Origin of the sequence: Bradyrhizobium sp. USDA 4538 (genome assembly GCF_024171045.1) — a bacterium.
Lineage (GTDB): Bacteria > Pseudomonadota > Alphaproteobacteria > Rhizobiales > Xanthobacteraceae > Bradyrhizobium > Bradyrhizobium australafricanum.
Genome location: NZ_JALJZE010000001.1, coordinates 1,998,314 through 2,020,146 on the forward strand (window position 1 = coordinate 1,998,314; position 21,833 = coordinate 2,020,146).

The 21,833-nt window shown below is 62.1% G+C and carries 13 protein-coding genes and 4 pseudogenes; 8 read left to right on the plus strand and 9 right to left on the minus strand.

All coding sequences use genetic code 11. The features are described from left to right. Positions 1 to 10: 10 nt before the first annotated feature. The 4 genes from J2R78_RS08775 to sfnG all read right to left on the minus strand — a co-directional run bounded on the left by J2R78_RS08775 (position 11) and on the right by sfnG (position 3,982). On the minus strand, positions 11 to 1,054 hold the full coding sequence (locus J2R78_RS08775; protein WP_069276316.1) for a branched-chain amino acid ABC transporter permease: 1,044 nt from the start codon (positions 1,052 to 1,054) through the stop codon (positions 11 to 13). Between the two features lie 3 nt (positions 1,055 to 1,057). Then, positions 1,058 to 1,948, minus strand: a complete 891-nt coding sequence (locus J2R78_RS08780; RefSeq protein WP_253603935.1) for a branched-chain amino acid ABC transporter permease — start codon at positions 1,946 to 1,948, stop codon at positions 1,058 to 1,060. Next, positions 1,948 to 2,793: an ABC transporter ATP-binding protein gene (locus tag J2R78_RS08785; RefSeq protein WP_375167114.1), complete on the minus strand. Its 846-nt coding sequence runs from the start codon at positions 2,791 to 2,793 to the stop codon at positions 1,948 to 1,950. Before J2R78_RS08785 ends, J2R78_RS08780 begins: the two co-directional genes overlap by 1 nt. An 88-nt stretch (positions 2,794 to 2,881) precedes the next feature. Further along, positions 2,882 to 3,982, minus strand: a complete 1,101-nt coding sequence (sfnG, locus tag J2R78_RS08790; protein WP_069276313.1) for a dimethylsulfone monooxygenase SfnG — start codon at positions 3,980 to 3,982, stop codon at positions 2,882 to 2,884. A 542-nt stretch (positions 3,983 to 4,524) separates the two neighbouring features. Here sfnG and J2R78_RS08795 point away from each other — a divergent pair. Next, positions 4,525 to 4,806, plus strand: a complete 282-nt coding sequence (locus tag J2R78_RS08795) for a hypothetical protein (RefSeq protein ID WP_141713299.1) — start codon at positions 4,525 to 4,527, stop codon at positions 4,804 to 4,806. Positions 4,807 to 5,173: 367 nt separating this feature from the next. Here J2R78_RS08795 and J2R78_RS08800 read toward each other — a convergent pair. After that, positions 5,174 to 5,820 (minus strand): annotated as a pseudogene (locus J2R78_RS08800) (peptidase S10); the annotation flags it as partial. An 8-nt stretch (positions 5,821 to 5,828) separates the two neighbouring features. After that, a pseudogene (locus J2R78_RS08805) lies at positions 5,829 to 7,174 on the minus strand (IS5 family transposase). A gap of 1,575 nt (positions 7,175 to 8,749) precedes the next feature. Here J2R78_RS08805 and J2R78_RS08810 point away from each other — a divergent pair. The 5 genes and pseudogenes from J2R78_RS08810 to J2R78_RS08830 all read left to right on the plus strand — a co-directional run bounded on the left by J2R78_RS08810 (position 8,750) and on the right by J2R78_RS08830 (position 18,997). Continuing rightward, a complete protein-coding gene (locus tag J2R78_RS08810; RefSeq protein WP_141713294.1) occupies positions 8,750 to 8,983 on the plus strand; it encodes a hypothetical protein in 234 nt (77 codons plus the stop codon). 260 nt (positions 8,984 to 9,243) lie between these two features. After that, complete coding sequence (locus tag J2R78_RS08815; protein WP_253603937.1) at positions 9,244 to 15,621, plus strand: shikimate kinase; 6,378 nt, start codon at positions 9,244 to 9,246, stop codon at positions 15,619 to 15,621. A gap of 179 nt (positions 15,622 to 15,800) precedes the next feature. Beyond that, a complete protein-coding gene (locus J2R78_RS08820) occupies positions 15,801 to 16,124 on the plus strand; it encodes a hypothetical protein (RefSeq protein ID WP_253603939.1) in 324 nt (107 codons plus the stop codon). A gap of 179 nt (positions 16,125 to 16,303) precedes the next feature. Then, positions 16,304 to 17,650, plus strand: coding sequence for an IS5 family transposase (locus J2R78_RS08825; protein ID WP_253588041.1), 1,347 nt, complete (start codon positions 16,304 to 16,306; stop codon positions 17,648 to 17,650). Positions 17,651 to 17,797: 147 nt separating this feature from the next. Continuing rightward, a pseudogene (locus J2R78_RS08830) lies at positions 17,798 to 18,997 on the plus strand (IS256 family transposase). Positions 18,998 to 19,284: 287 nt separating this feature from the next. Here the strand turns inward: J2R78_RS08830 and J2R78_RS08835 are convergent. Next, positions 19,285 to 19,701 (minus strand): hypothetical protein, encoded by a 417-nt coding sequence (locus tag J2R78_RS08835; RefSeq protein WP_253603940.1) that lies wholly within the window; start codon positions 19,699 to 19,701, stop codon positions 19,285 to 19,287. A 59-nt stretch (positions 19,702 to 19,760) separates the two neighbouring features. Between J2R78_RS08835 and J2R78_RS08840 the strand changes: the two genes are divergently transcribed. Then, positions 19,761 to 19,916, plus strand: coding sequence for a hypothetical protein (locus J2R78_RS08840; protein WP_253603942.1), 156 nt, complete (start codon positions 19,761 to 19,763; stop codon positions 19,914 to 19,916). A 180-nt stretch (positions 19,917 to 20,096) separates the two neighbouring features. Beyond that, a pseudogene (locus J2R78_RS08845) lies at positions 20,097 to 21,028 on the plus strand (IS630 family transposase). Here J2R78_RS08845 and J2R78_RS08850 read toward each other — a convergent pair. After that, a complete protein-coding gene (locus J2R78_RS08850; RefSeq protein ID WP_253609782.1) occupies positions 20,998 to 21,339 on the minus strand; it encodes a transposase in 342 nt (113 codons plus the stop codon). The pseudogene J2R78_RS08845 and the gene J2R78_RS08850 overlap by 31 nt on opposite strands. Beyond that, positions 21,263 to 21,736 carry a transposase family protein gene (locus J2R78_RS08855; RefSeq protein ID WP_309145041.1) on the minus strand — a complete coding sequence of 158 codons (474 nt, stop codon included), beginning with the start codon at positions 21,734 to 21,736 and terminating at the stop codon, positions 21,263 to 21,265. Before J2R78_RS08855 ends, J2R78_RS08850 begins: the two co-directional genes overlap by 77 nt. Positions 21,737 to 21,833 lie beyond the last annotated feature (97 nt).

Genomic DNA, 21,833 nt, shown 5'->3' on the forward strand with positions numbered 1-21,833 from the left:
GCGCGAAACGTCATGTGTTGCGAATGGCGGCCGGCCGCGTGACGGCGCTCCAAAGCCGGTCCCACAGCGCGACCAGGCCGCGCGGTTCGACAATCAGGAAGGCGATGATGAGCCCGCCGAGAACGATGCGCTGGCTCATCTCCAGCACGCCCGAATCGAATACGCCGCCGAGCAAGGCCGCGCCGGCGCGTGACAGGATCAACGGAAACACCACGATAAACGCGGCGCCGAGAAACGCGCCGCGCAGCGAGGCCAGCCCGCCGATGATGATGATGAACAGGATCTGGAAGGAGCGGTCGAGATTGAAGCCGGCCGGCTCGACCGTTCGCAGATAGGCAAAGGCCCACAACACCCCGGCGATGCCGATCAGGAACGAGGAGACGGCGAAGGCCAGGAGCTTGGTGCGCAGCAGCGGCACGCCGATCACCCTGGCCGCGAGCTCGTGATCGCGCACCGCGATGAAGTTGCGGCCGCTCTGCGCGCGCAGCAGCCGCAGGGTCAGGAACGTCGCCGCCACGACGACGCTCAGCGAGAACACATAGCGCCCGGCCGGGCTGGTGAAGGCGAAACCGGCCACGCTCAGTACCGGGGCATCGATCACGCCGGACGGACTGTCGTTGGAAAACCAGCCGAACTTGGTGAGCGTCCATTGCACGAAGAACTGCGCGGCCAAGGTCGAGACCGCGAGGTAGAAGCCGCGCAGGCGCAGGCTCGGCAATCCGAACACGATTCCGATCGCGGCCGCGACGAGGCCGGCGAGCACAAGGTCAACGATCAGCGGCAGCTGCGGCAGCCGGAGGTGAAGGTTGTAGGTCGCATAGGCGCCTACCGCGAGGAATGCGGCGGAGCCCAGCGACACCTGCCCAGCATAGCCGGTGAGCACGTTGAGCCCGACCGCGGCAAGCGCCAGCGCAAGGAACGGCGTCAGCACCGCATCCAACAGGTAATCCGAGCCAGCGACCGGAATGACGCCAAAGGCGATCCCCGCTGCGGCGGCGATCGCAATGGTCTCGACGCCAGGCGCGAGCGATCCCGCCGGTGCTGCTGCGCTCATCTCCTAGACCCTTTCCACCAGCTTCTGCCCGAACAGCCCCGACGGCCGCACTAGGAGCAGCACCAGCGCCACGACATAGGCGGCCCAGGCTTCGATGCCGCCGCCGAACAGCGGCCCGACATAGACTTCGGCGAGCTTCTCGATGGCGCCGATCAGAAGACCGCCGATGATCGCACCAGCGATCGAATCGAAGCCGCCCAGCACCAGCACCGGCAATGCCTTCAACACAACCAGCGACAGCGAGAACTGCACGCCGAGACGCGCGCCCCATAACAGTCCGGCGACCAGCGCGACGATGCCGGAAGCGGTCCACACACTGGCCCAGACCCGTGGCAGCCGCAGGCCGGCGGCAAGTGCCGCGAACGGATCGTCGGCAACGGCGCGAAACGAGAGCCCGGTTCGGGTATAGCGGAAGAACAGCGCGAACAGCGCCACCAGGCTGCCCGCGGCCGCCGCGGCGAAAAGATCGAACCGGCTGATGAAGACCCCGGCGATGTCGAGCGGCACGTCACTGATCCCGATGTCGAGGCCGTGAACCTGCGTGCCCCACAACAGCTGCGCCGCGCCCTCGATCACATAGGAAAGCCCGAGCGTTGCCATGAACAGCGTAATCGGCGGCTGGTTGACGAGCGGCCGCAGCACGGTTCGCTCGACGCTTACGCCCAGCACGACCATGATCGCGAGCGTGATCAGGAACGCGACCGGAAACGATATGCCGCGCTCGATCAGGCTGACGAAGGTCAGCGCCGCGAACAGCAGCATCGCGCCTTGTGCGAAATTGAGCACGCCCGAGGTCTTGTAGATCAGCACGAAGCCGATCGCGACCAGCGAGTACATCACCCCCGACAGCAGGCCGCCAACCAGCACCTCGATCAAAAACTGATAGTCGAACATCAGACGGCGAGCTCCGTGACGTCCTGATGCGCGACGCCGAGATAGGCGTCGATCACGGCCTTGTCGGTCCTCACCTCGTCGGGCGTGCCATCGGCGATCTTGCGGCCGTTGTCGAGGACCGCGATGCGATCAGAGAGGCCCATCACGACGCCGATGTCATGCTCGATCAGCATGATGGTGGCGCCGTAGCTGTCGCGCGCATTGCGCACGTGCTCGGACAGCTCGCGCTTCTCACTCAACGTGACGCCCGCGAACGGCTCGTCCAGCAGCAGCAGCGTCGGTCGCGCGACCAGCGCCCGCGCGAGTTCGACGCGCTTCTGCAAGCCATAGGGCAAGGTTCCGGCGGCGCGCTCACGAACGTCGCCGAGGTGCAGGAAGCCAATAACATCCTCGGCGGCGGCGCGGTTCTCCGCCTCGATCCGGCGCGCCAGCGGCGAGCCGATGATCTGGCGCAGGAAACCTGCGCGGACGCGATGCGCGAGCCCCATCAGGACATTGTCGAAAACCGACAGCCCCTTGAAGATCGCAAGGTTCTGGAACGTGCGCGCGACGCCGTGCGCAGCCAATCGCGCCGTCGGCACCTGAACGAACGCACGCTCGCCAAGCCACACCTGCCCGCGGTCGGGCCGATAGAGCCCGCTAATAACGTTGAGCAACGAGCTCTTGCCGGCGCCATTGGGCCCGATCACCGCGCGGATCTCGCCCGGCGCGACCGCAAGGTCGACGTCGCGCAGCGCCGCGACGCCGCCGAATGTCAGCGCGATGTCGCTCAATGCCAGGACCGGCCGTACCGCGCGATCGGCGGCCGGCGCGAGCCCCCGTTCGGGCGCATCGACCGCCCACATTGCACGCGGCTTGCCTTGCGCTGGAGCCGCCTCCAGCGCAAGGACGTCAGCATTCGTTGCCATCGCCGTCACGTCGAAAGGCTCCCTATCATTCGGCGGCCTGGGCGTGCGCGGCGGTTTTCGCCTCCAGCGCACGGACCAGCGGAATGACCCGGCGGCCGAAATATTCGACCTCCTCCTGGAAGTGCAGGAAGCCGAGCAGCACGAGATCGACGCCGACCTCCTTGAGCGCGACGATGCGCTCGGCGATCTGTTCCGGCGTGCCGATCAGATTGGTCTTGAAGCCGTCATTGTACTGGACGAGATCCTCGAAGCTGGATTGCGCCCAATTGCCCTGGCCCTCCGGCGAAGCCTTGCCGGCATTCTTCACCTCATGTCCGAACGCATTGACCGCCTCCGGATCGGCCTTGACGATGATCTCGTCGAGCACGGCGCGGGCCTCGACCTCGCTATCGCGCCCGATGGCAAAGGCATTGACGCCGATCTTGACCGAGTGATTGTTGGCGCGCGCCTTCGCCCTGATGTCGTCGACCTGCTTCTTGATCTCCGCCACCGAATTGCCGTTGGTGAAGTACCAGTCCGACACCCGCGCGGCCATGTCGCGCGCGGCGCGCGAGCTGCCGCCCTGGAAAATCTCGGGCAATGGATGCGCAGGTTTCGGCTTCAGCGTGTAGTCGGAGAAGCGGTAGAAATCGCCACGGAACGTGAAATTGTCCTGGGTCCAGATTCCGCGCAGCGCGCGGATGAATTCCTCGGAACGGCGGTAGCGCTCGTCGTGATCGAGCCAGGGCTCGCCGATCGCGGTGAACTCGCCGCGGAACCAGCCGCTGACGATGTTGACGGCAACGCGGCCCTCGGTGAGCTGGCTGATGGTCGCGATCTGCTTGGCTGCGACCGCCGGATTCCACGGTCCGGGCAGCAGCGCCGCGATCACCTTCAGCTTAGTGGTTGCGGCGAGCAAAGCGTGGCTGAAGGCGACCGGCTCGTGCTGGAACTCGGCGCCGTAGCCGGCGGTGAAGCGGATCTGGCTCAGCGCATAGTCGAAGCCGCTCTGCTCTGCGATCTGCGCCAGGCGGCGGTTGTAGTCGATGTCCCAGCCGGTTCGCTGCTCGATCTTGCTGATGACCAAGCCGCCCGAGACGTTGGGCACCCAATAGGCGAACTTGATCGGATCATTGCTGGCGGTCATTCGAATGTCCTCATTCGGTTGCGATGTGACGACGCGCGCCACGGGAGGTGGCAGCAGGATGCATTCACGCTGCGCGGGACAGCGGGTTGGTAAATGACCGACTGACAATTTGTCAGTTCGGATGTTTTTGAAAGGTCGGAGCGGTCAGCAATTCCGATCCGCGACGCACGACCAGTGCGTCAACAGCAGATCGTGCGACACGACGTTCGCAATGCGCAGGCGTTGATTTCGTCGAAGACGTCGGTGCAAATCATTAGAATTTCCCCTCGCAAGCACCATCGGCTGACGATCAAGTGTCTCAGAGAAATTGCGGGCGAGCGAGTCCAAGCCAAACTCTTTTTTGCCCAGTCCGGGAAAGCGGTATTCTCTTCTTCAAAACGAAATGCGTGGTTTGTTCCTGCGCGGCTGAAATCACGTCGACGATGATGCGCAAGTAAGATTCGACCGCTCGAGGATTCGAGAACAAAATGAGTGCAGGAGAACTGCCTTCTCCTTACCAAACGTTTGCGCGCCCGGCGCAGCTACGTAAAAGCAGATAACGCTTGAGACATTTTCTCGGAGCGATCTTTTCTGGTCGAAATGCATCGTCGACGATCGCTGAACGCAACACCTCGGGAACGATCGCGTTCCCGAGGTCGAAAGGTGATACAGGGAGCGGCGCCTACTTCATCATCGCGCCGGGGACGATGTCCTGCACGTCGTTAACATTTGCACAGCTCGCTGGGCGCTGCGGTTCCCATGATCTGAACGAGCCGCTCCTTTTGCCGCCAGAAAAATTGCCGATCCTAAGCTGGCTCGATATCAAGCCGTCAAAATCACTGTGACCAGCCACTGGTAGTTCCAGTGTACCGACCATCACGCACGATCTTTCCGGCCCTCTAGATGAGGTCGCCAGGGCTCAATCGACACACCAAGTCGTTGACTTTTTTTCATGCGCCTGACGAGCTGCTCCCATCGGTATCGGGCGCCGCATTGTGCTTGGAACGCTGCGATTACGTTCCACAACACGGGGTCATGTTGGAAGCCATTGAGAGATACCTGGTTCACACACGAAACTGGCCTCGAGCCATACCTGATTGAAGACGAAGGCGTCTGATGATCGGAGCGGGGCTAGGATTCCATCCGCATTTTGAGAAATCGTGGATGTTTGCGCGAACGCCAGGTTGCTTGTTACCGAGTCCGTCGGCGGCGTTACTTCATCATCACTTCGACTTCCGCGCGAAAAGCTTGCCGCGAGGCGTCTCGTGAATAGAACATGTGGCCGCCCGGAAAGACCACAAGTTTGATGCGCGGAGTGGAGGCAGATGGCGGCAATTGATCGAGCACGATTTGTGATCCGAAATACGGCGTGGCGAGGTCAAACAGCCCGTGCGCGACTAGACTAGCAATTTCATGTTCCGGTCCGTTGCCAGGATTTGCCGCAGCTCCGAAACTGACTCCGGAGGGCTGCGGCCGAAATCCCAAGCCTCCATGACCTTGGGGTTGCCCAGTTCATAGGAGCCGTCCGGCCGCCAGCTTAGTTTGCGTGTGAGGAGATCGACAGTGGCGCTGGTCAGAGGCGCCACCAGCGTATCGCCAGAGGGATCGCCGGAAAGTTGGAAATCGGACTCCGGATATGGATCGAGGCCACGCACAGATGCATCATACCGGCCGATCAACTTGCGGTTCTTACGGTCGAACTCGCGGCGGAACTCGGCGACTTCGAAGCGACCGGCGAGCCTACGACTGACCGCTTGGTCGATACCAGTCAGCGCCGCGACCTTGTCAGCCAGACGCGTAGTCGCTTCCTTATCCGCCTGGCCTTTGATGAGATCGACCAGAAACTCGCCGCGTACATAGTCGTCCGTTAACAAGCGGGGTCGAGGGCGACTGGGGTTGCGAAGGCGGGCCAAAGAGCGATCAGGATGAAGCGCAAGAGCTTCCTGAGCCAGGCGAGGATGCGGCGGAAGTTGTGGCCCATGGCTGAGAGGACGACGTTGGCGGCGTCTCCTGGCGGCCCTTGAGGTAGCAGCGGCCGAGGTGACCTTCGGCCTTCAGGTGTCCGATGATGGGCTCGATGGCGGAGCGGCGGCGCAGCTCGCGCTTGATGACACCGAAGACGCCGCGCTTCTGGCCGGAGATGAAGACGCGACGGGGATCTTGCGCGTCGTGGCCGCGGTATCCCTTGTCGACATAGGCGCGCTCGATCGCACAGCCGGTGAGTGTCTCGGTGCGGTCGATGGCGTCCCGCAAGGTGTGACCGTCGTAGGGGTTATCGGGCAGCGCCTTGGCGTGCAGCACGAACAGGCCCCCAGGAGCACGGCGGTTGTTGGTGACGATGGAGGCCTTCACCCCGAACTCGTAAGGAGCGCTGGCCTTACCCTTGCCGATGCACTCCACCTCCGGAGCATGGAAGGAATACAGCTTCCAGCCGCGCTGGCGCTGCTGCTGCGAACGGATCTGCGTGGCCCGGCTGAGCGGCAGTGCGAACGCGTTCTCGAGCGCTTCCTGCCCTTCGATCTTGCGGCGGATGTCGCGGATGATCCGGCCCAGTCGGCTACGCAGGATGCGCAACTGCCGCTGATGCCGCTTGAATTGCTTGGCATGGGCGTAGCGGGAAGCCATCATTGCCGCGGCCTTGGCAATGCGAAGATAGGATTGTCGCAGCTTGACCCCGTGCTTCCTCGCCAGGCGGTTGAGCCCCTTGATCGCCGCGTGCAGCAGCTTGGCATCGGTCGGGAAGGTGATGGCCTTCGGCTGCACGGTGGTATCGACCGTGACCCGCTTGAGGTCTTGGCTGCGTAACGCGCCGGTCTCGTGCGCCACCCGCAAACTCTCGGCCAGCAACAGTTCCAGCTTGTCGCCGAGCCGCTTGCGCCAGTGGCTCAGGTCCGAGCGCTCGTGCGGGAACGCGTGCTGAAAGAACTCTTCGCCGGTGAAGTACTGGAAATACGGGTCGTGGACCCAGCGCTCGCACAGCCCCTCATCGGACAGGCCGTAAATGTGCTTGAGCAACAGCAGCCCGATCATGAAGCGGGTCGCGATGCCCGGCCGACCGTTCTCGCTATAGAGCGGCGCGATCTCGCCGTCGATCCAGTCCCAATCGACCTTGCCGGCGAGTTGAACCAGCTCGTGCTTCATATTGATGATTTGGTCCAGCCTGGCCCGGAACAGATCGCCCGATCCCGTCGTCCTGTGCTTCTTCGGTCGCATCGCCACCTCCGATGCGCCGACGGAATCATGACTGGCGATTCGACGGAATCCTGAAAATGAAATTGCAAGGTTCCGATGCCCGAAGCTTCAAAATCCTGCAATCGCAAAACAGTCCGCAACGACAAATGCGATTCTAGCTCAATTGCTTAGCCGATCTTCACGGACGACCGCCTATCTCAGTCCGTCATCACCCAGCTTCCCGCATAGCTCGTTGACGGAAGCCTCCCAATCCTTGGCGAGACGTCGGCAGCGGTTGAGCCATGCCAACGTCTCGCCAAGGATTGGGAGGCCTCCAGAGTCGAGCTTGGCTCGGGTGCGCGTCGCCGCAAAGCCTATGACGGAAGAGCGACGAAAGTTCAGGAGTGCCACTCACGCGACATAGAGCGCAGAGCTTGAATCGGACCCTGCGTCAAGTTGTACAGTCCGCGCAGACGTGCCCGCGAAAGCACTGACGAATGAAGCAACCGTTTTCTTTTGTACTATGTTCTACTTTCGGTTTGCGGGCCCTAATCGGAGTTGCGCTTGCTGTCCGTCGCTCGACTGCACCATACACGATACTGATCGCGAGCCAGCCTCTAGGTGATCGGAATGGGCACATCATTGTCAGTCTTCAATACGCCTGTCGCGTTGCCGATGGGCAATCGAAGGGCGCAGGAATCGCGGCGATCGGTCAGCAAATGGGCAGCGAAAAGGGACGTACTTGGCTCCGCTTGCGTTCACCGCGAGCTCGAAGTCTCTTGTGCCTAAAGGGGAGCATGCAATTCAAAGAGCTTCGCGTGTTTGGCGGTCGCTGATTCGGCGAACCCATTCGGTAGTCATCAGACCACGAGGATAGCGGTCGAGCCGACAAGTGGCTGTCGCACTCGTCAGGGCAGGGCATCCAGGTACATTGGATAAAGATAATGAGACGCATTGACGAGGACGACAAGTCGCCCATTTCGGAATTTGGTGCCGCTGAAGGTCGAGGCGCTGACGGTTCGAGCGCTGGACCGGCTTGTGTTCCTGGTGAAGAGGGGCGATCGTTCAGTTCCATTGTGGATCGGATGCGTTCCGAGCTTGAGGATTCAGGTCCTTCGGATTCTCGCAGCATGCAGCGCGACAGCGGTGCAGGCCGATTTGCCGCTCCCTCCGCCGGCGCACATCGGCTCCTTGGGGCCGCGCTGCAGGGCGCAATCGGTGGAAGTCGTCGTCGTTTGCGCTCCTTGCCGGAATCCGGCTCGTCGCGAACTGATGGGGAACTGCGGCATGACGATCCAGAGGCGGAAAGCTCGCTAGGACGCCCTCTCCCGTCGCACGGGGGGGGTGGACCAGAAGGGGGACGCATCCAGAATGTCCAAACCCCGGGCCTGCAACGGCCTTATGGAACGTACCATGGGAGACCAAGGCGAGATGAGGGTTTCTCGCGTCAAAGTGGCGAGGAGCTCTGGCGCGACGATCGAGAGGCTGAAAGCTCGCACGCGAGCAGACCCCCACTGGATACGCAGTCCGTGTCTGAGGGAAGTGGCAGACCAGGAAGGTGGTACGTCGCCGATGCGCCTGCGCAACCATTCCAGCCTGGGAGCTCGGAGCGAGCCCGTGGAACTTATCGTGGCGCAGCCAATCTGGAAATTACTCCATCGGCTTCGGATGGTGACCGGCAACGCGCCGATCGGACCACTGACCGCCCGCAAACAGGCAGGCTGGCGCCGTATGGCCAATCCATCTCTGACCGAAGCGGCCGAACCGGAAGGTCGCATGTCGACAATGCTGCCCTGCAGAACGTCCAAGTTGGAATACCGGAAAGGCATTCTAGACGTTCGGATGAACTAAATGCCGCCTTGAGGGAAATCGCCAGCGCTCGCGACATCAGCGTTTTCTCACGCGCAGTTGTACGTTACAGCAAGCAGCTGGGAAGGCAGGATCTATCAGACTTTCTGCAAACCGCAGCTGCCCGTTTCGATGCTCGATTTGTGCCGCAGTTGGAGGAAAATATCCGGTTCTCGTGGGGGTACGCCACGACATGCAATGTGGTGAGCCGGGAAGCTGGAGGGGAGGCCGGCACAAGAGCTTGCCAGGCCTTAGCGGTTCGGATGTCGCGCCTCGACAAGGCGCTTATGAAGCAAATTGATCCCATCGCTCTTTCTCTGTTCGCATTATCGTTCGGCCGACATTCCTCGGCGGCGAGCTGTCGCGAGGCTGCCGTCGCCATCGCCGGTGAGGTGCCGTCCCAGCTCTCGCGTTTTGACCCGCAGGCGCTTTCGAACCTGGTGAACGGTTTCAGCAAATGGCCGGGCGCGTCGGACTGTCGCGAGGCTGCCGTCGCAATCGCCGGTGAGGTGCCGTCCCAGCTCGCGCGTTTTGCTCCGCAGGCGCTTTCGAACCTGGTGAACGGCTTCAGCAAATGGCCGGACGCGGTGGGCTGTCGCGAGGCGGCCGTCGCAATCGCCGGTGAGGTGCCGTCAAAGCTCTTGCGTTTTGCCCCGCAGGAACTGGCGAACCTCGTGAACGGTTTCAGCAAATGGCCGGACGCGGCGAGCTGTCGCCACGCTGCCGTCGCAATCGCCGGTGAGGTGCCGTCTAAGCTCTTGCGTTTTGAACCGCAGCACCTGGCGAATCTGGTGAACGGTTTCAGCAAATGGCCGGACGCGGTGGAGTGTCGCGAGGCTGCCGTCGCAATTGCCGGTGAGGTGCCGGCCAAGCTCTTGCGTTTTGACCTGCAGCACCTTGCGAACCTGGTGAACGGTTTCAGCAAATGGCCGGACGCGGCGGGCTGTCGCGAGGCTGCCGTCGCAATCGCCGGTGAGGTGCCGTCGCAGCTCTCGCGTTTTGCCCCGCAGGCGCTGGCGAACCTGGTGAACAGTTTCAGCAAATGGCCGGACGCCGCGGGCTGTCGCGAGGCTGCCGTCGCAATCGCAGGTCAGGTGCCGTCCCAGCTCTTGCGTTTTGATCCGCAGGCGCTGGCGAATCTGGTGAACGGTTTCAGCAAATGGCCGGACGCGGCGGGCTGTCGCGAGGCTGCCGTCGCAATCGCAGGTCAGGTGCCGTCCCAGCTCTTGCGTTTTGACCCGCAGGCGCTGGCGAACCTGGTGAACAGTTTCAGCAAATGGCCGGACGCCGCGGGCTGTCGCGAGGCTGCCGTCGCAATCGCAGGTCAGGTGCCGTCCCAGCTCTTGCGTTTTGATCCGCAGGCGCTGGCGAATCTGGTGAACGGTTTCAGCAAATGGCCGGACGTGGTGGGCTGTCGCGAGGCTGCCGTCGCAATCGCAGGTAGGGTGCCGGCCAAGCTCTTGCGTTTTGTCCCGCAGCACCTGACGAACCTAGTGAACGGTTTCAGCAAATGGCCGGACGCGGTGGAGTGTCGCGAGGCTGCCGTCGCAATCGCGGGTCAGGTGCCATCCCAGCTCTTGCGTTTTGCCCCGCAGCACCTGGCGAACCTGGTGAACGGTTTCAGCAAATGGCCGGACGCGGCGGGCTGTCGCGAGGCTGCCGTCGCAATCGCAGGTCAGGTGCCGTCCCAGCTCTTGCGTTTTAACCCGCAGGAGCTGGCGAAGCTGGTGAACGGCTTCAGCAAATGGCCGGACGCGGTGGGCTGTCGCGAGGCTGCCGTCGCAATCGCAGGTCAGGTGCCGTCCCAGCTCTTGCGTTTTGACCCGCAGGCGCTGGCGAACCTGGCGAACGGTTTCAGCAAATGGCCCGAAGAAGCATTCACGGGCCAAGCGACGGTCGCAATCGCTCGCGAGGTCCGTCGCCGTGGCGATCAACTCTCCCATTTTACTCAGCAGGCGCTGGCGAATCTGGTGAACGGATTCAGCAAGTGGTCGGAAGACCCGGACACTTGCCAAGCCGCGGCCGTGATCGCGGGTGAGGTCGGTCGCCGCGCGCTCTCCGATTTCACGCCGCAGCAAATGGCACATCTGATAAATGGCTTCAGCAAGTGGCCCGACGACGCAGCGTGTCACCGGGCGCTGGTGGATGTCGCACGCGGACTAGGCCGCGCAGGCCAACGCTTCGGTACCTTCACGACGCCTCAGTTCGGCATGATCGCCAATGCCCTGGGGCGAAGTATCGTGAGAGGAGAGGAGGCGGGCGAGATCACAGAGACCGCTCTGCTGAAGGATCGCTTGCATCAGCTGGCCCATCACCTTCACTACGACAATGATCGGCTGGAGCAGAGCGATGTTCGGACCATCGCCAGCATTTTCAAGGCCTTGGCGAAGGCTCGACTATTCGAAGATCTTGGCTCGCTCGCCTCGACCGGGTTGGATCGGCTCAACGAATTGCATCGTGCCCCTGGTTTTGCCGCTGAGAATAACCTCGAAACCATGGGCAATCTCTGTGCCGCGCTGGTGCCGCTGGCGCGCAGCCCGCACCTGCGCTGGCACCGCAGAGTGGCTCTCCACTTGCTGAACGATCTCCAGCCGGTCGTGGAGCAAAAGATCGAGGCGCACTTCAATACAAGCGCGGCAGAGCGCATCCGTGGGCCGCGCGCGAGTCGCAATCCTGCCCTCTCGATCTATCAGATGCTCAAGGCTCGTGCAGTCCTGGCGAACATGTTCAAGCGACCGGTTATCGAGGGCAAGAAGGCCGATTTGCGGAAGAGGCAGCAAGAGCTGCGGCACGGTACCAAAGAGATCCTGGCCGGCACGCGCGACCTCATCCAGGGCGATCTTTCCAACATGAGCTGGAACCTGATCGCACAGATCGAGGCGGAGAGCCCGGTCGATGCGCTCGACACATTCGTCGAGCAAAACGCGGCAACGATCCGGGACAAATATCCTGCGTCCACATTCGATGTCCACGAGGTATTGCGAGCCATGGATCACGAGCCGAGGCCCCCACAGGGCGAAGCGGGTCTGATGCGGTTGCCGGTGGTGGACATGCAAGGACGGCCACTGGCCACAGAGTCCGAGACACGATACTCGGTTTTTCATCGGCTGACCTCAGGCGCGATCGAGGTGGTCGCCGTCCAGCTGCCGGCAAAGCCGAGCGCCCTCATGCTGGCGCGCACGCTCACCTACAAGGGGGTGCCGTACCGCATGGACCTGTTCGGCGGCAGCAAGTTGAAAGCACCAAGACCGACCGTGCTCGAAATCGCCGCCCATACTCCAGGCGGACCGGCAGCACCGTCTTCGGGGGGAAAACTGCTCGCCATTCCCTATGCCGAAACCGCGCCGGGGACGTCATTCGAGAAGCTGTTGCGGGCCTGGGCCCCGTTCAAGGAAGCCTATTGGTACACTCAGCGCAGGGGGTTTGCGGCGCCACCCGCAATCAAGGATCTGGGCCCTCACGATTACGCGCTGGAGGGCGCCTTCAAGCTGTTGCTGACGCCAGACCGCCCTACCAACGAGGAGCATCCGTTCAAATTGACTGGACCGGAAGGCCCGATTGCTTTGCGACCGCATGATGGCTGTGGCTTTATCAAGGCCTCGCTCGCCGAACGTATGCTCGCTATTCGCCGGGCCGGCCCCCAGGAAGGCCCCGATCGAATGCCGGCCTATGGTGAGGGAAGGAGATCGTCCGTTCCTGCCTCGGCGTTGCAACATTATCCGCGCAGTGAGCAGGTGGCCGACGAGGCTCGCGAAAAGGCCAAGAGCTGGCTGGACAGCAGAGGAGGGGAAAGCCTGATAGGCGAGCAGCTGTTTCGCATGGTGACGGCAGGCCACATCGATGCTCCCGGTGGCGTTGCCGTCCCGTCCAGTGATGATTACCTCCATGTGCCGAAGTGCAAGAGTGAGACGTTAACGGGAACGGGGGGCGTGCTGATCGGGCGATCTCCCTATGACAAGCCTAACCTTCGCCCACTCGCCGCCGAGCGAGTCAGGTCGGCAGCTGACGGGGATCCGACTGCGGCATTCCTCGATAGATGCGTGGCCATGCAATACAGTTTCAGTGTCGCCCAGAAGTCGCAGGAGGAGCTGGCGGCCCACGACCCGAGCTTCTTTGCCAAAGGCATTCTGATCGTGGTGCCGGATGGGATGTGGCCGGCCAACTACGCGGACCGCGGGCTGGTGATGTCGGCCGAAGACGTCAAGTGCCATTCGAGCTGGACCGAGCGCAAAGACCGTGCAAACGTAGACACGCCGGTCGACTGTGTGGGTATCCTGCAGGCGACCGAAGTGTTCGCTCCGGGGTCGTTGGTTGCAGTCCCGACCGGCGAGCAGAAAAAGCTCGACGGCGACTTCGACGGGGATACCGTCGTTATCATCGGCGATCGGCCGCAGCTGTATGAGCATGTTCGCCAGTTCGATGAGAAGGAACAAGCTCGCGGAGTTCGCTCGCTCAAGCCGCCGAAGTCGTATACCCCGGCGATCGAGGGCAACAATTACCAATTCAGTCGTGCCAGCCAGATCCTCGCGGCGACGCGGAACGCGTTGGAAATTTATAGCGGCCTGCAGCGGAGCTTTCTGGCGCAATCCCATCAAGCACGGCGTTGGTTTGCTGAGCGCGCGGTTTTTGGAACTTACGAGGGGTTTCATCACGAACTTCAGCGCGACATCCGTCAATTGCTGACCAAGGAGCAGGTGAGCGCCCAGGATGTCGAGCACATGCTCGATAGAGCGAGGCCCGAGATCAAGCTTGCAGACCATGCAGTCGCCCACGAAATTGCCGAGTTGCTCGTCAACGACCTCGAGGCGTGGGCAGCGAGCACAGCTGAGCAGATGCTGCCCGAAACATCCGAAAGCGTGAGCGACACTAAACTGACTGTGAGCCCAGCGCTTGCGGAGCTTTTCCCAAGCCTGGCGGAGACTTATCCGGCAGCCGCTCACCCACGCGACCGCATCCAGTCCTTGCTCGACCACTATCCTCCGCGCATCACTCCGCGGCCGGATGGGTACATTGCCGATGACCTCGTGCAAAGCGCGAGCAATCTTCTGAGCCTCGGGATCAAGGTCGGAACGGACGCCTTCAAGTCCGACACGAGTGTCCAGCTCTTCATGAAGAAAAGCGAATGGCTCCAGGGGCTCCTGCAGCAGACGCCAGGCCTGAAGTCCGTGCCCTATGTCAAGAGCATGGCGGCGACCCTCAACCACGGACGGTTCAATGTCGACACGACCCTGGAGGATCTGAAGGACAATCCCACATTGGCAGCTTCAATCATGGAGGCCTCTATTCATCTTGCTGCGGAGAAAGGGATTCTGCCTGGCTTTGGCCGACAGCCTGCCGAGGCTTCTGCCATCACGTTGACGCTAACTCGCGAGCAGGCTTCAGAGCGCGCCCAAATCGAGGTCGCGCGCGCCGCAGCCGAAGAGAAGGAGATCACTGTAGCAGCACGTCAGGTTGCCAAGGACCTTGAGCTGTTGGGCATCGATGTGAAGATGCCCCATCTCGACCGTCGGTTAAGATCGGAAAGCTCCCTCAGAGACCAACTCATGGAGGTGAATGATGCCCCCGAAGGCGCCTCACTGCTGATCAGCAGCGCCGTGCGCCATGTCTTCGAAGTGCCCGACAAGGATTTTGCACGTGCCTTCACGAAAGGCATTCTGGCGTTTGAGGAGCAAGGCTACGCCGAAATCAGCACAACCAACTGGTTCAGGATGAGCGCTCCGACGTTTGTCGGCATGAAGACTGTGCTCGCCACGCCGGATGGCTACCGATTCGAGGCGGAGTTCCATACGCCGGGCAGCTACAAGGCCAAAATTGCCAATCACGACACGTACAAGGAACTCCAGCGACGGCGCAGAGGCGATGCACCGGATCCCCGTAAGATGGAGCAGCTCACCCAGCGCGTGCGCGAGGTCTGCAAAGAAGTTGCGATACCGGAGGGTGTCAGAAACATTCCCCACTTTTCGATCGAAGGGGCGCGGACAGCTGGCGTCGGCGCAACCCTCGGGTTGCGATCTGCCCAACAGACCGCGACGCCCGAGCGATCACCGACTGCAAAGGAAGTTGTCGCTGCCCTCGACGGCCGGCCGATCGTGCTCGTCGGCATGCCCAGCTCCGGCAAATCCACTATCGGCCCACATCTTGCGCGAAGACTAGGGCTGCCTTTCATCGACACCGACAAAAAGATTGAGGCGATGACTCGCATGTCGATCACGGAGATTTTTGCAACCAAAGGGGAGCAGTATTTCAGGGACCTCGAGGCGAGGTCAATCGCACAGTTTCTCGAGCGGGGGCCGGTGGTGCTGGCCACCGGTGGCGGCGCGTTCATGCGTGAGGAGACGCGGCACCGCGTCGCGGAGAAGGGTGTCTCGATCTGGCTCAACACCGACGAAGGTGAGATCAGGAAACGCCTTAGTCGTGACACCGCCCGCCCGCTGTTGCAGACCGAAGACCGGAAGGACAAGATCACGCAGCTGATCAGCGAGCGCTCGCCGTTCTATCAACTTGCCGATCTCACGATCGTCCCCGGTCAAAAACGTGACAACAAGAACGCAGATCAATGTGTGGCCGCGCTGCGTGCCCACCTTTGCGGCGAAGGGGGCGCGGACCGGACACCGGCCAATGTCATGGGAGCGGCACCATGACCTCGCCGCTCACAAGGTTGATTGTCGATATCGCCCCGAGGGATCGGGCCGAACAGTCTCTTCGCCTCGAGCGGGATGATCGGCGTCGTATCCGTCGACAGCGGAAAGGTAGCGGCTTCCGGTGGCGCCCGCACCTCGGGAACTCGAACGCGGCGTAGGCTGTGAATGCTGATCGAAAAATGCCCCCCATCGGCGTCGTCGGTCCCCTTCAGGCCATTGATTTCATTGAATTGAAACGATGGGATCCCCACGCGATCATGGTTGAGACCCCACGCCGCAACACAGTCCTCGGCCGAAACTGGCCGAGGTTCATAGTAGACCGTGCTGCGGGCGAGGTTCAGGACCTTCTCGGTTTGCCGCGTCCCAAGATCGCCTACAATCTTTCGGACTATACCAAGCAGGGTATCGCGGCTGCGTTCCTGCTGAAGAACGTGATCTTCAGGAAACTGGGTGCTGAGGACTTCACCAAGACTCTTCCCGGTCGTCGGTCGTGTCCCACATAGTGGTGTATGTAGTCGTCCGTGAAGATCGGCTAAGCAATTGAGCTAGAATCGCATTTGTCGTTGCGGACTGTTTTGCGATTGCAGGATTTTGAAGCTTCGGGCATCGGAACCTTGCAATTTCATTTTCAGGATTCCGTCGAATCGCCAGTCATGATTCCGTCGGCGCATCGGAGGTGGCGATGCGACCGAAGAAGCACAGGACGACGGGATCGGGCGATCTGTTCCGGGCCAGGCTGGACCAAATCATCAATATGAAGCACGAGCTGGTTCAACTCGCCGGCAAGGTCGATTGGGACTGGATCGACGGCGAGATCGCGCCGCTCTATAGCGAGAACGGTCGGCCGGGCATCGCGACCCGCTTCATGATCGGGCTGCTGTTGCTCAAGCACATTTACGGCCTGTCCGATGAGGGGCTGTGCGAGCGCTGGGTCCACGACCCGTATTTCCAATACTTCACCGGCGAAGAGTTCTTTCAGCACGCGTTCCCGCACGAGCGCTCGGACCTGAGCCACTGGCGCAAGCGGCTCGGCGACAAGCTGGAACTGTTGCTGGCCGAGAGTTTGCGGGTGGCGCACGAGACCGGCGCGTTACGCAGCCAAGACCTCAAGCGGGTCACGGTCGATACCACCGTGCAGCCGAAGGCCATCACCTTCCCGACCGATGCCAAGCTGCTGCACGCGGCGATCAAGGGGCTCAACCGCCTGGCGAGGAAGCACGGGGTCAAGCTGCGACAATCCTATCTTCGCATTGCCAAGACCGCGGCAATGATGGCTTCCCGCTACGCCCATGCCAAGCAATTCAAGCGGCATCAGCGGCAGTTGCGCATCCTGCGTAGCCGACTGGGCCGGATCATCCGCGACATCCGCCGCAAGATCGAAGGGCAGGAAGCGCTCGAGAACGCGTTCGCACTGCCGCTCAGCCGGGCCACGCAGATCCGTTCGCAGCAGCAGCGCCAGCGCGGCTGGAAGCTGTATTCCTTCCATGCTCCGGAGGTGGAGTGCATCGGCAAGGGTAAGGCTAGCGCTCCTTACGAGTTCGGGGTGAAGGCCTCCATCGTCACCAACAACCGCCGTGCTCCTGGGGGCCTGTTCGTGCTGCACGCCAAGGCGCTGCCCGATAACCCCTACGACGGTCACACCTTGCGGGACGCCATCGACCGCACCGAGACACTCACCGGCTGTGCGATCGAGCGCGCCTATGTCGACAAGGGATACCGCGGCCACGACGCGCAAGATCCCCGTCGCGTCTTCATCTCCGGCCAGAAGCGCGGCGTCTTCGGTGTCATCAAGCGCGAGCTGCGCCGCCGCTCCGCCATCGAGCCCATCATCGGACACCTGAAGGCCGAAGGTCACCTCGGCCGCCGCTACCTCAAGGGCCGCCCAGGAGACGCCGCCAACGTCGTCCTCTCAGCCATGGGCCATAACTTCCGCCGCATCCTCGCCTGGCTCAGGAAGCTCTTGCGCTTCATCCTGATCGCTCTTTGGCCCGCCTTCGCAACCCCAGTCGCCCTCGACCCCGCTTGTTAACGGACGACTATGTAGCTGGTTAGCAAAGCCGCTCGCGACGCGCGCTCCCCAATAGCGCCGTAGCGAGCGAGCGGCTTTGCGGGTGGTCACCGATGATTCGTCGGTAAGGTTTGGGTTGCGACACCAACCTGATTCGAGGAACCACCGATGACCGACGACATGATGAACCTGCGTGCACTCGTGGAGAAGACCCCTGATGCCGATCTTTTGCGCGATATGATCGGCTTTGCCGCCCACCGGCTGATGGAGCTCGAGGTCGAGGGACTGACGGGGGCAGCCTACGGGGAGAAGAGCCAGGAGCGGCTGGCCCAACGCAATGGCTACCGCGACCGGACCTGGGAGACCCGCGCCGGCACGGTCGAGCTGCGCATCCCCAAGCTTCGCAAAGGATCCTACTTCCCGGGCTTCCTCGAACCGCGGCGGATGGCGGAGAAGGCCCTCACGGCAGTGGTGCAGGAGGCCTATGTGCAGGGCGTCTCCACCCGCTCGGTCGACGACCTGGTGCAGGCCATGGGCATGAGCGGCATCTCAAAGAGCCAAGTGTCGCGGCTGTGTACCGAGATCGACGACAAGGTGAAGGCCTTTCTAAACCGGCCGATCGAGGGCGACTGGCCCTACCTGTGGATCGACGCCACCTATGTGAAGGTGCGCCAGAACGGGCGCATCGTATCGGTCGCGGTGATCATCGCGGTCGGGGTCAACAGCGACGGCCAGCGCGAGGTTCTCGGCATGGACATCGGTCCGTCCGAGGCCGAGACGTTCTGGACCGCATTCCTGCGCAAGCTCGCCCGGCGCGGCCTGCGCGGCGTCAAGCTGGTCGTCTCCGACGCCCATGAGGGGATCAAGGCCACTGTCGGAAAGGTTCTCAACGCCAGCTGGCAGCGCTGCCGCGTGCACTTCATGCGCAACGCGCTGGCGCACGCCGGCAAGAGCGGGCGACGCGTCGTCTCCGCCTTCATTGCCACCGCTTTTGCCCAGGACGATGCTGAGGCGGCGCGGGCGCAGTGGCGGCGCATTGCCGACCAACTGCGTCCCAAATTGCCGAAACTCGCGGTCTTCCTGGATGAGGCCGAGACCGACGTGCTGGCCTATATGAGCTTCCCTGCTGCGCATCGGGCCAAGCTGCACTCGACCAATCCGCTCGAGCGCGTCAATGGCGAGATCAAGCAGCGAACCGAAGTGGTCGGCATCTTCCCAAATGAGGACGCCATCACACGCTTGGTCGGCGCAATCCTGCTCGAGCAGAACGACGAGTAGGCCGTCCAGCGCGGTCGCTACATGACGCTGGAAACCATCACGCCTTTGGGCGATGATCCCGCCGTCAGCTTCCCGGCAATCGCCAGCTGACCGATCCGGCCCCTGCCGGCGAACGCGGTCCAACCGCAATCAGCTACACCACGCCCCGGGGCACGATCCGGTGCGCGGCGGCGATCAAGGTGAGACTCCGCTCTCATCCTGATTGGGTTCTTCCGCACATTTGGTGCATCGAGAGCAACGGAAGGTCGGTCGATTTCAGGCGGCCAGAAGCACGCGTCGACGCAGTAACGGGTAACTTGCGCGACCATACATCTGTCGTTTGATGGCTTTGATCCTGCTGATCTGGCCTTCGACAGGACTGGTTGTCCAGGACGTGGTTATTGCTGCGCGGACGGCGTCGACGTCGCGCGCATGCCGTTGGCGAAGCTCTTGAGCTCGCTGTTGGCTGCTTGCGCGATCCACTCATCGAGCTCGGCGATGTCGCCGCCGCCGAGAAGGGACACAAATCGCTTCGCCAGCTCGGCTGCCGTGGCGAGTTCCGGCGCTTGCGCAAACAGGTGTCCGAGAAACAGCTTGGCTTCAGCATCGATCTGATCCAGATTCTGGCTCAAATACCAAGCACAGCGACGACGTGTAGGAGCTTTCCAGGTCGGGGGCGGTTGTGCTGCTCCTTCAAGGGCTTCACGTTCACGCCTGTTCGCGGCCCATCGCGCTATCGTCACCCGACTTCCGATATAACCCTGCTGCTGAAGCTCCCGCCAAAGCTGTGACCCACCCGGCTGCCTGAGGCTCATCGCGCTTCAAGCCATGCCTCGAAGGGCGCGAGAAGATGCGAGGGTCTATGAGGACGCGAATGCTCTGGCTCGCCGCCGGCGGCGAGCCAGCGCTGGACAGTGCGCCTGTCGATACCGAGCAGTTTGCCGATGCCGGATGTCGGACAACCTTGCGCGCGGAGGCGACAAATTTCATCCCAACGTTCGCGTCGCGCAGCTCGTCTATCCGCTCGTAATTGTGCAAGGCCCGGCGCTGGCGCGGACACGCCGGTGATCGGAGTTTTTGCGGCGGCCATGATTTGCACCGCTGCGGCTAGAGCGGTTTCCAGTTGAGGTGAATCGGAACAGTCAAAGGGGATTCCCACGGGCACGCAAATCAGATTCGGTGTTGCCCGCGACAACATGCGGGGCATGCGATGGCGAAGGGATACTCCAAGGACCTCAGGGTGCGTGCGGTTGAGCTTGTTGAGTCCGGCGAAAGCGCACGTGAGGCTGCGCGCATTCTCAATCTCGGCGCTTCGACTACGATCCGATGGATGGATCGTTGGAGGAAGACCGGAAACGTTGAGGCCAAGCCCGGCACCGGGCACAGCCGCTCGCCGTTGGAGCAGCACAAGCAGTGGCTGATCGAGCTGATCGCCGCGGAGCCGGACCTGACGCTCGAGGAGATCCGCGCGCGTCTGCGCTCTCAGAGAAAGCAAAAGGCCGGCATCGGTTCGATCTGGCGTTTCTTCGACCGTCACAGCATCACCTTCAAAAAAAACACTGCACGCCGCCGAGCAGGATCGACCTGACGTCGCTGCCGAGCGTGCCGCGCTGAAAGCCGAGCAGCCCAAGCTGCGTGCACCGCGCCTCATCTTTATCGACGAGACTGCGGTCACGACGAAGATGGTCCGGCACTATGGGCGCTCTCCTCGCGGTGAGCGCCTCGTCTCTGGCGTGCCCCATGGTCACTGGAAGACGCTGACGCTTGTCGCCGCGCTGCGCATCGATGGCCTCACGGCGCCCTATGTCATCGACGGTGCAATGGATGGGCCCTCGTTCCTGGCTTATGTCGAGCAAGTCCTGGCGCCGACCTTGCGCAAGGGCGACATCGTCTTCATGGACAACTTGCGCACTCACAAGATCGCCGGTGTCCGCGAGGCGATCGAGGCTGTCGGCGCCCGCGTGCGTTATCTGCCGGCCTACTCGCCCGACCGAACAGGCCTTCTCCCGGTTGAAAGCTGCGCTGCGCAAAGGCGCCACCCGCACGGTCCAAGCCCTGCTCAAACTCATCGGCAAACTCGTCAAGTCGTTTGCGCCGCAGATGTGTGCCAACTACTTTAGGCATGCTGGATACACCAGATGATCCACATCATGTGGAAAATGCTCTAGATTGTGACGATGGCGACCGACCGCATGACGCAAGGCGTCCCCTAAGCTATTAAGTAAGTGCCATCGGTCCGCGACCTGAACTGCGTTGGGCGCACCACAGCGTGCGCCGTCAGCATAAAGACCCGCACGATCGCGGGCCGAAATCTTGATCCCCGGCCAGCTCTTCAGCCAGCGAGCAACACTGTCGGCGTTGCGATCCGGAAGCAGATCAAGCACGCAATTGCGCTCCAGATCGCAGATAATCGTTCCATATCCTTGGCCACGACGCCAAGCCCAATCGTCGATGCCGACGACAGTCGGAGCAGCAAAATCCGGTAAAGGGGGCCGAGTGAACCATCCGCAGCAAGGTATCGCCGCTAACCGGCATGGCGAGTTTGTGCGACAGGCGCGAGCCGGGCTCTCCGCCCACAGCAAAGCCGATCGCCAATTGGCTCTCGCCGAGACGGATTGTTCGTCTCGCTCTCGGCCGTACTGTCGTCGGTAGTCGCTCGGTAAATATTCGGCGCAGGCATCCGGGGTTCGCGCATCGAAACCGTCGCGCCTGAAGACGGATTTCGACCACCTGACCCTGCCATGGCAGATCGGCTAACAGTCGCGTGTAGTGGCTGTGGACCTGACGAGTTTGGTAGCTGCAACAGGGACAGAGCACGACCGCTGCCTTCGGTCGAGTCACGAGTACCACCCTGTCAGTTTGGGGAAGTATCTGGACAATCAAAAGCTCGGGGGAAATCAGCGAGCGGAAGGCTTGGAGCAAGGCGAATCACGGCGTCGACTGCGAT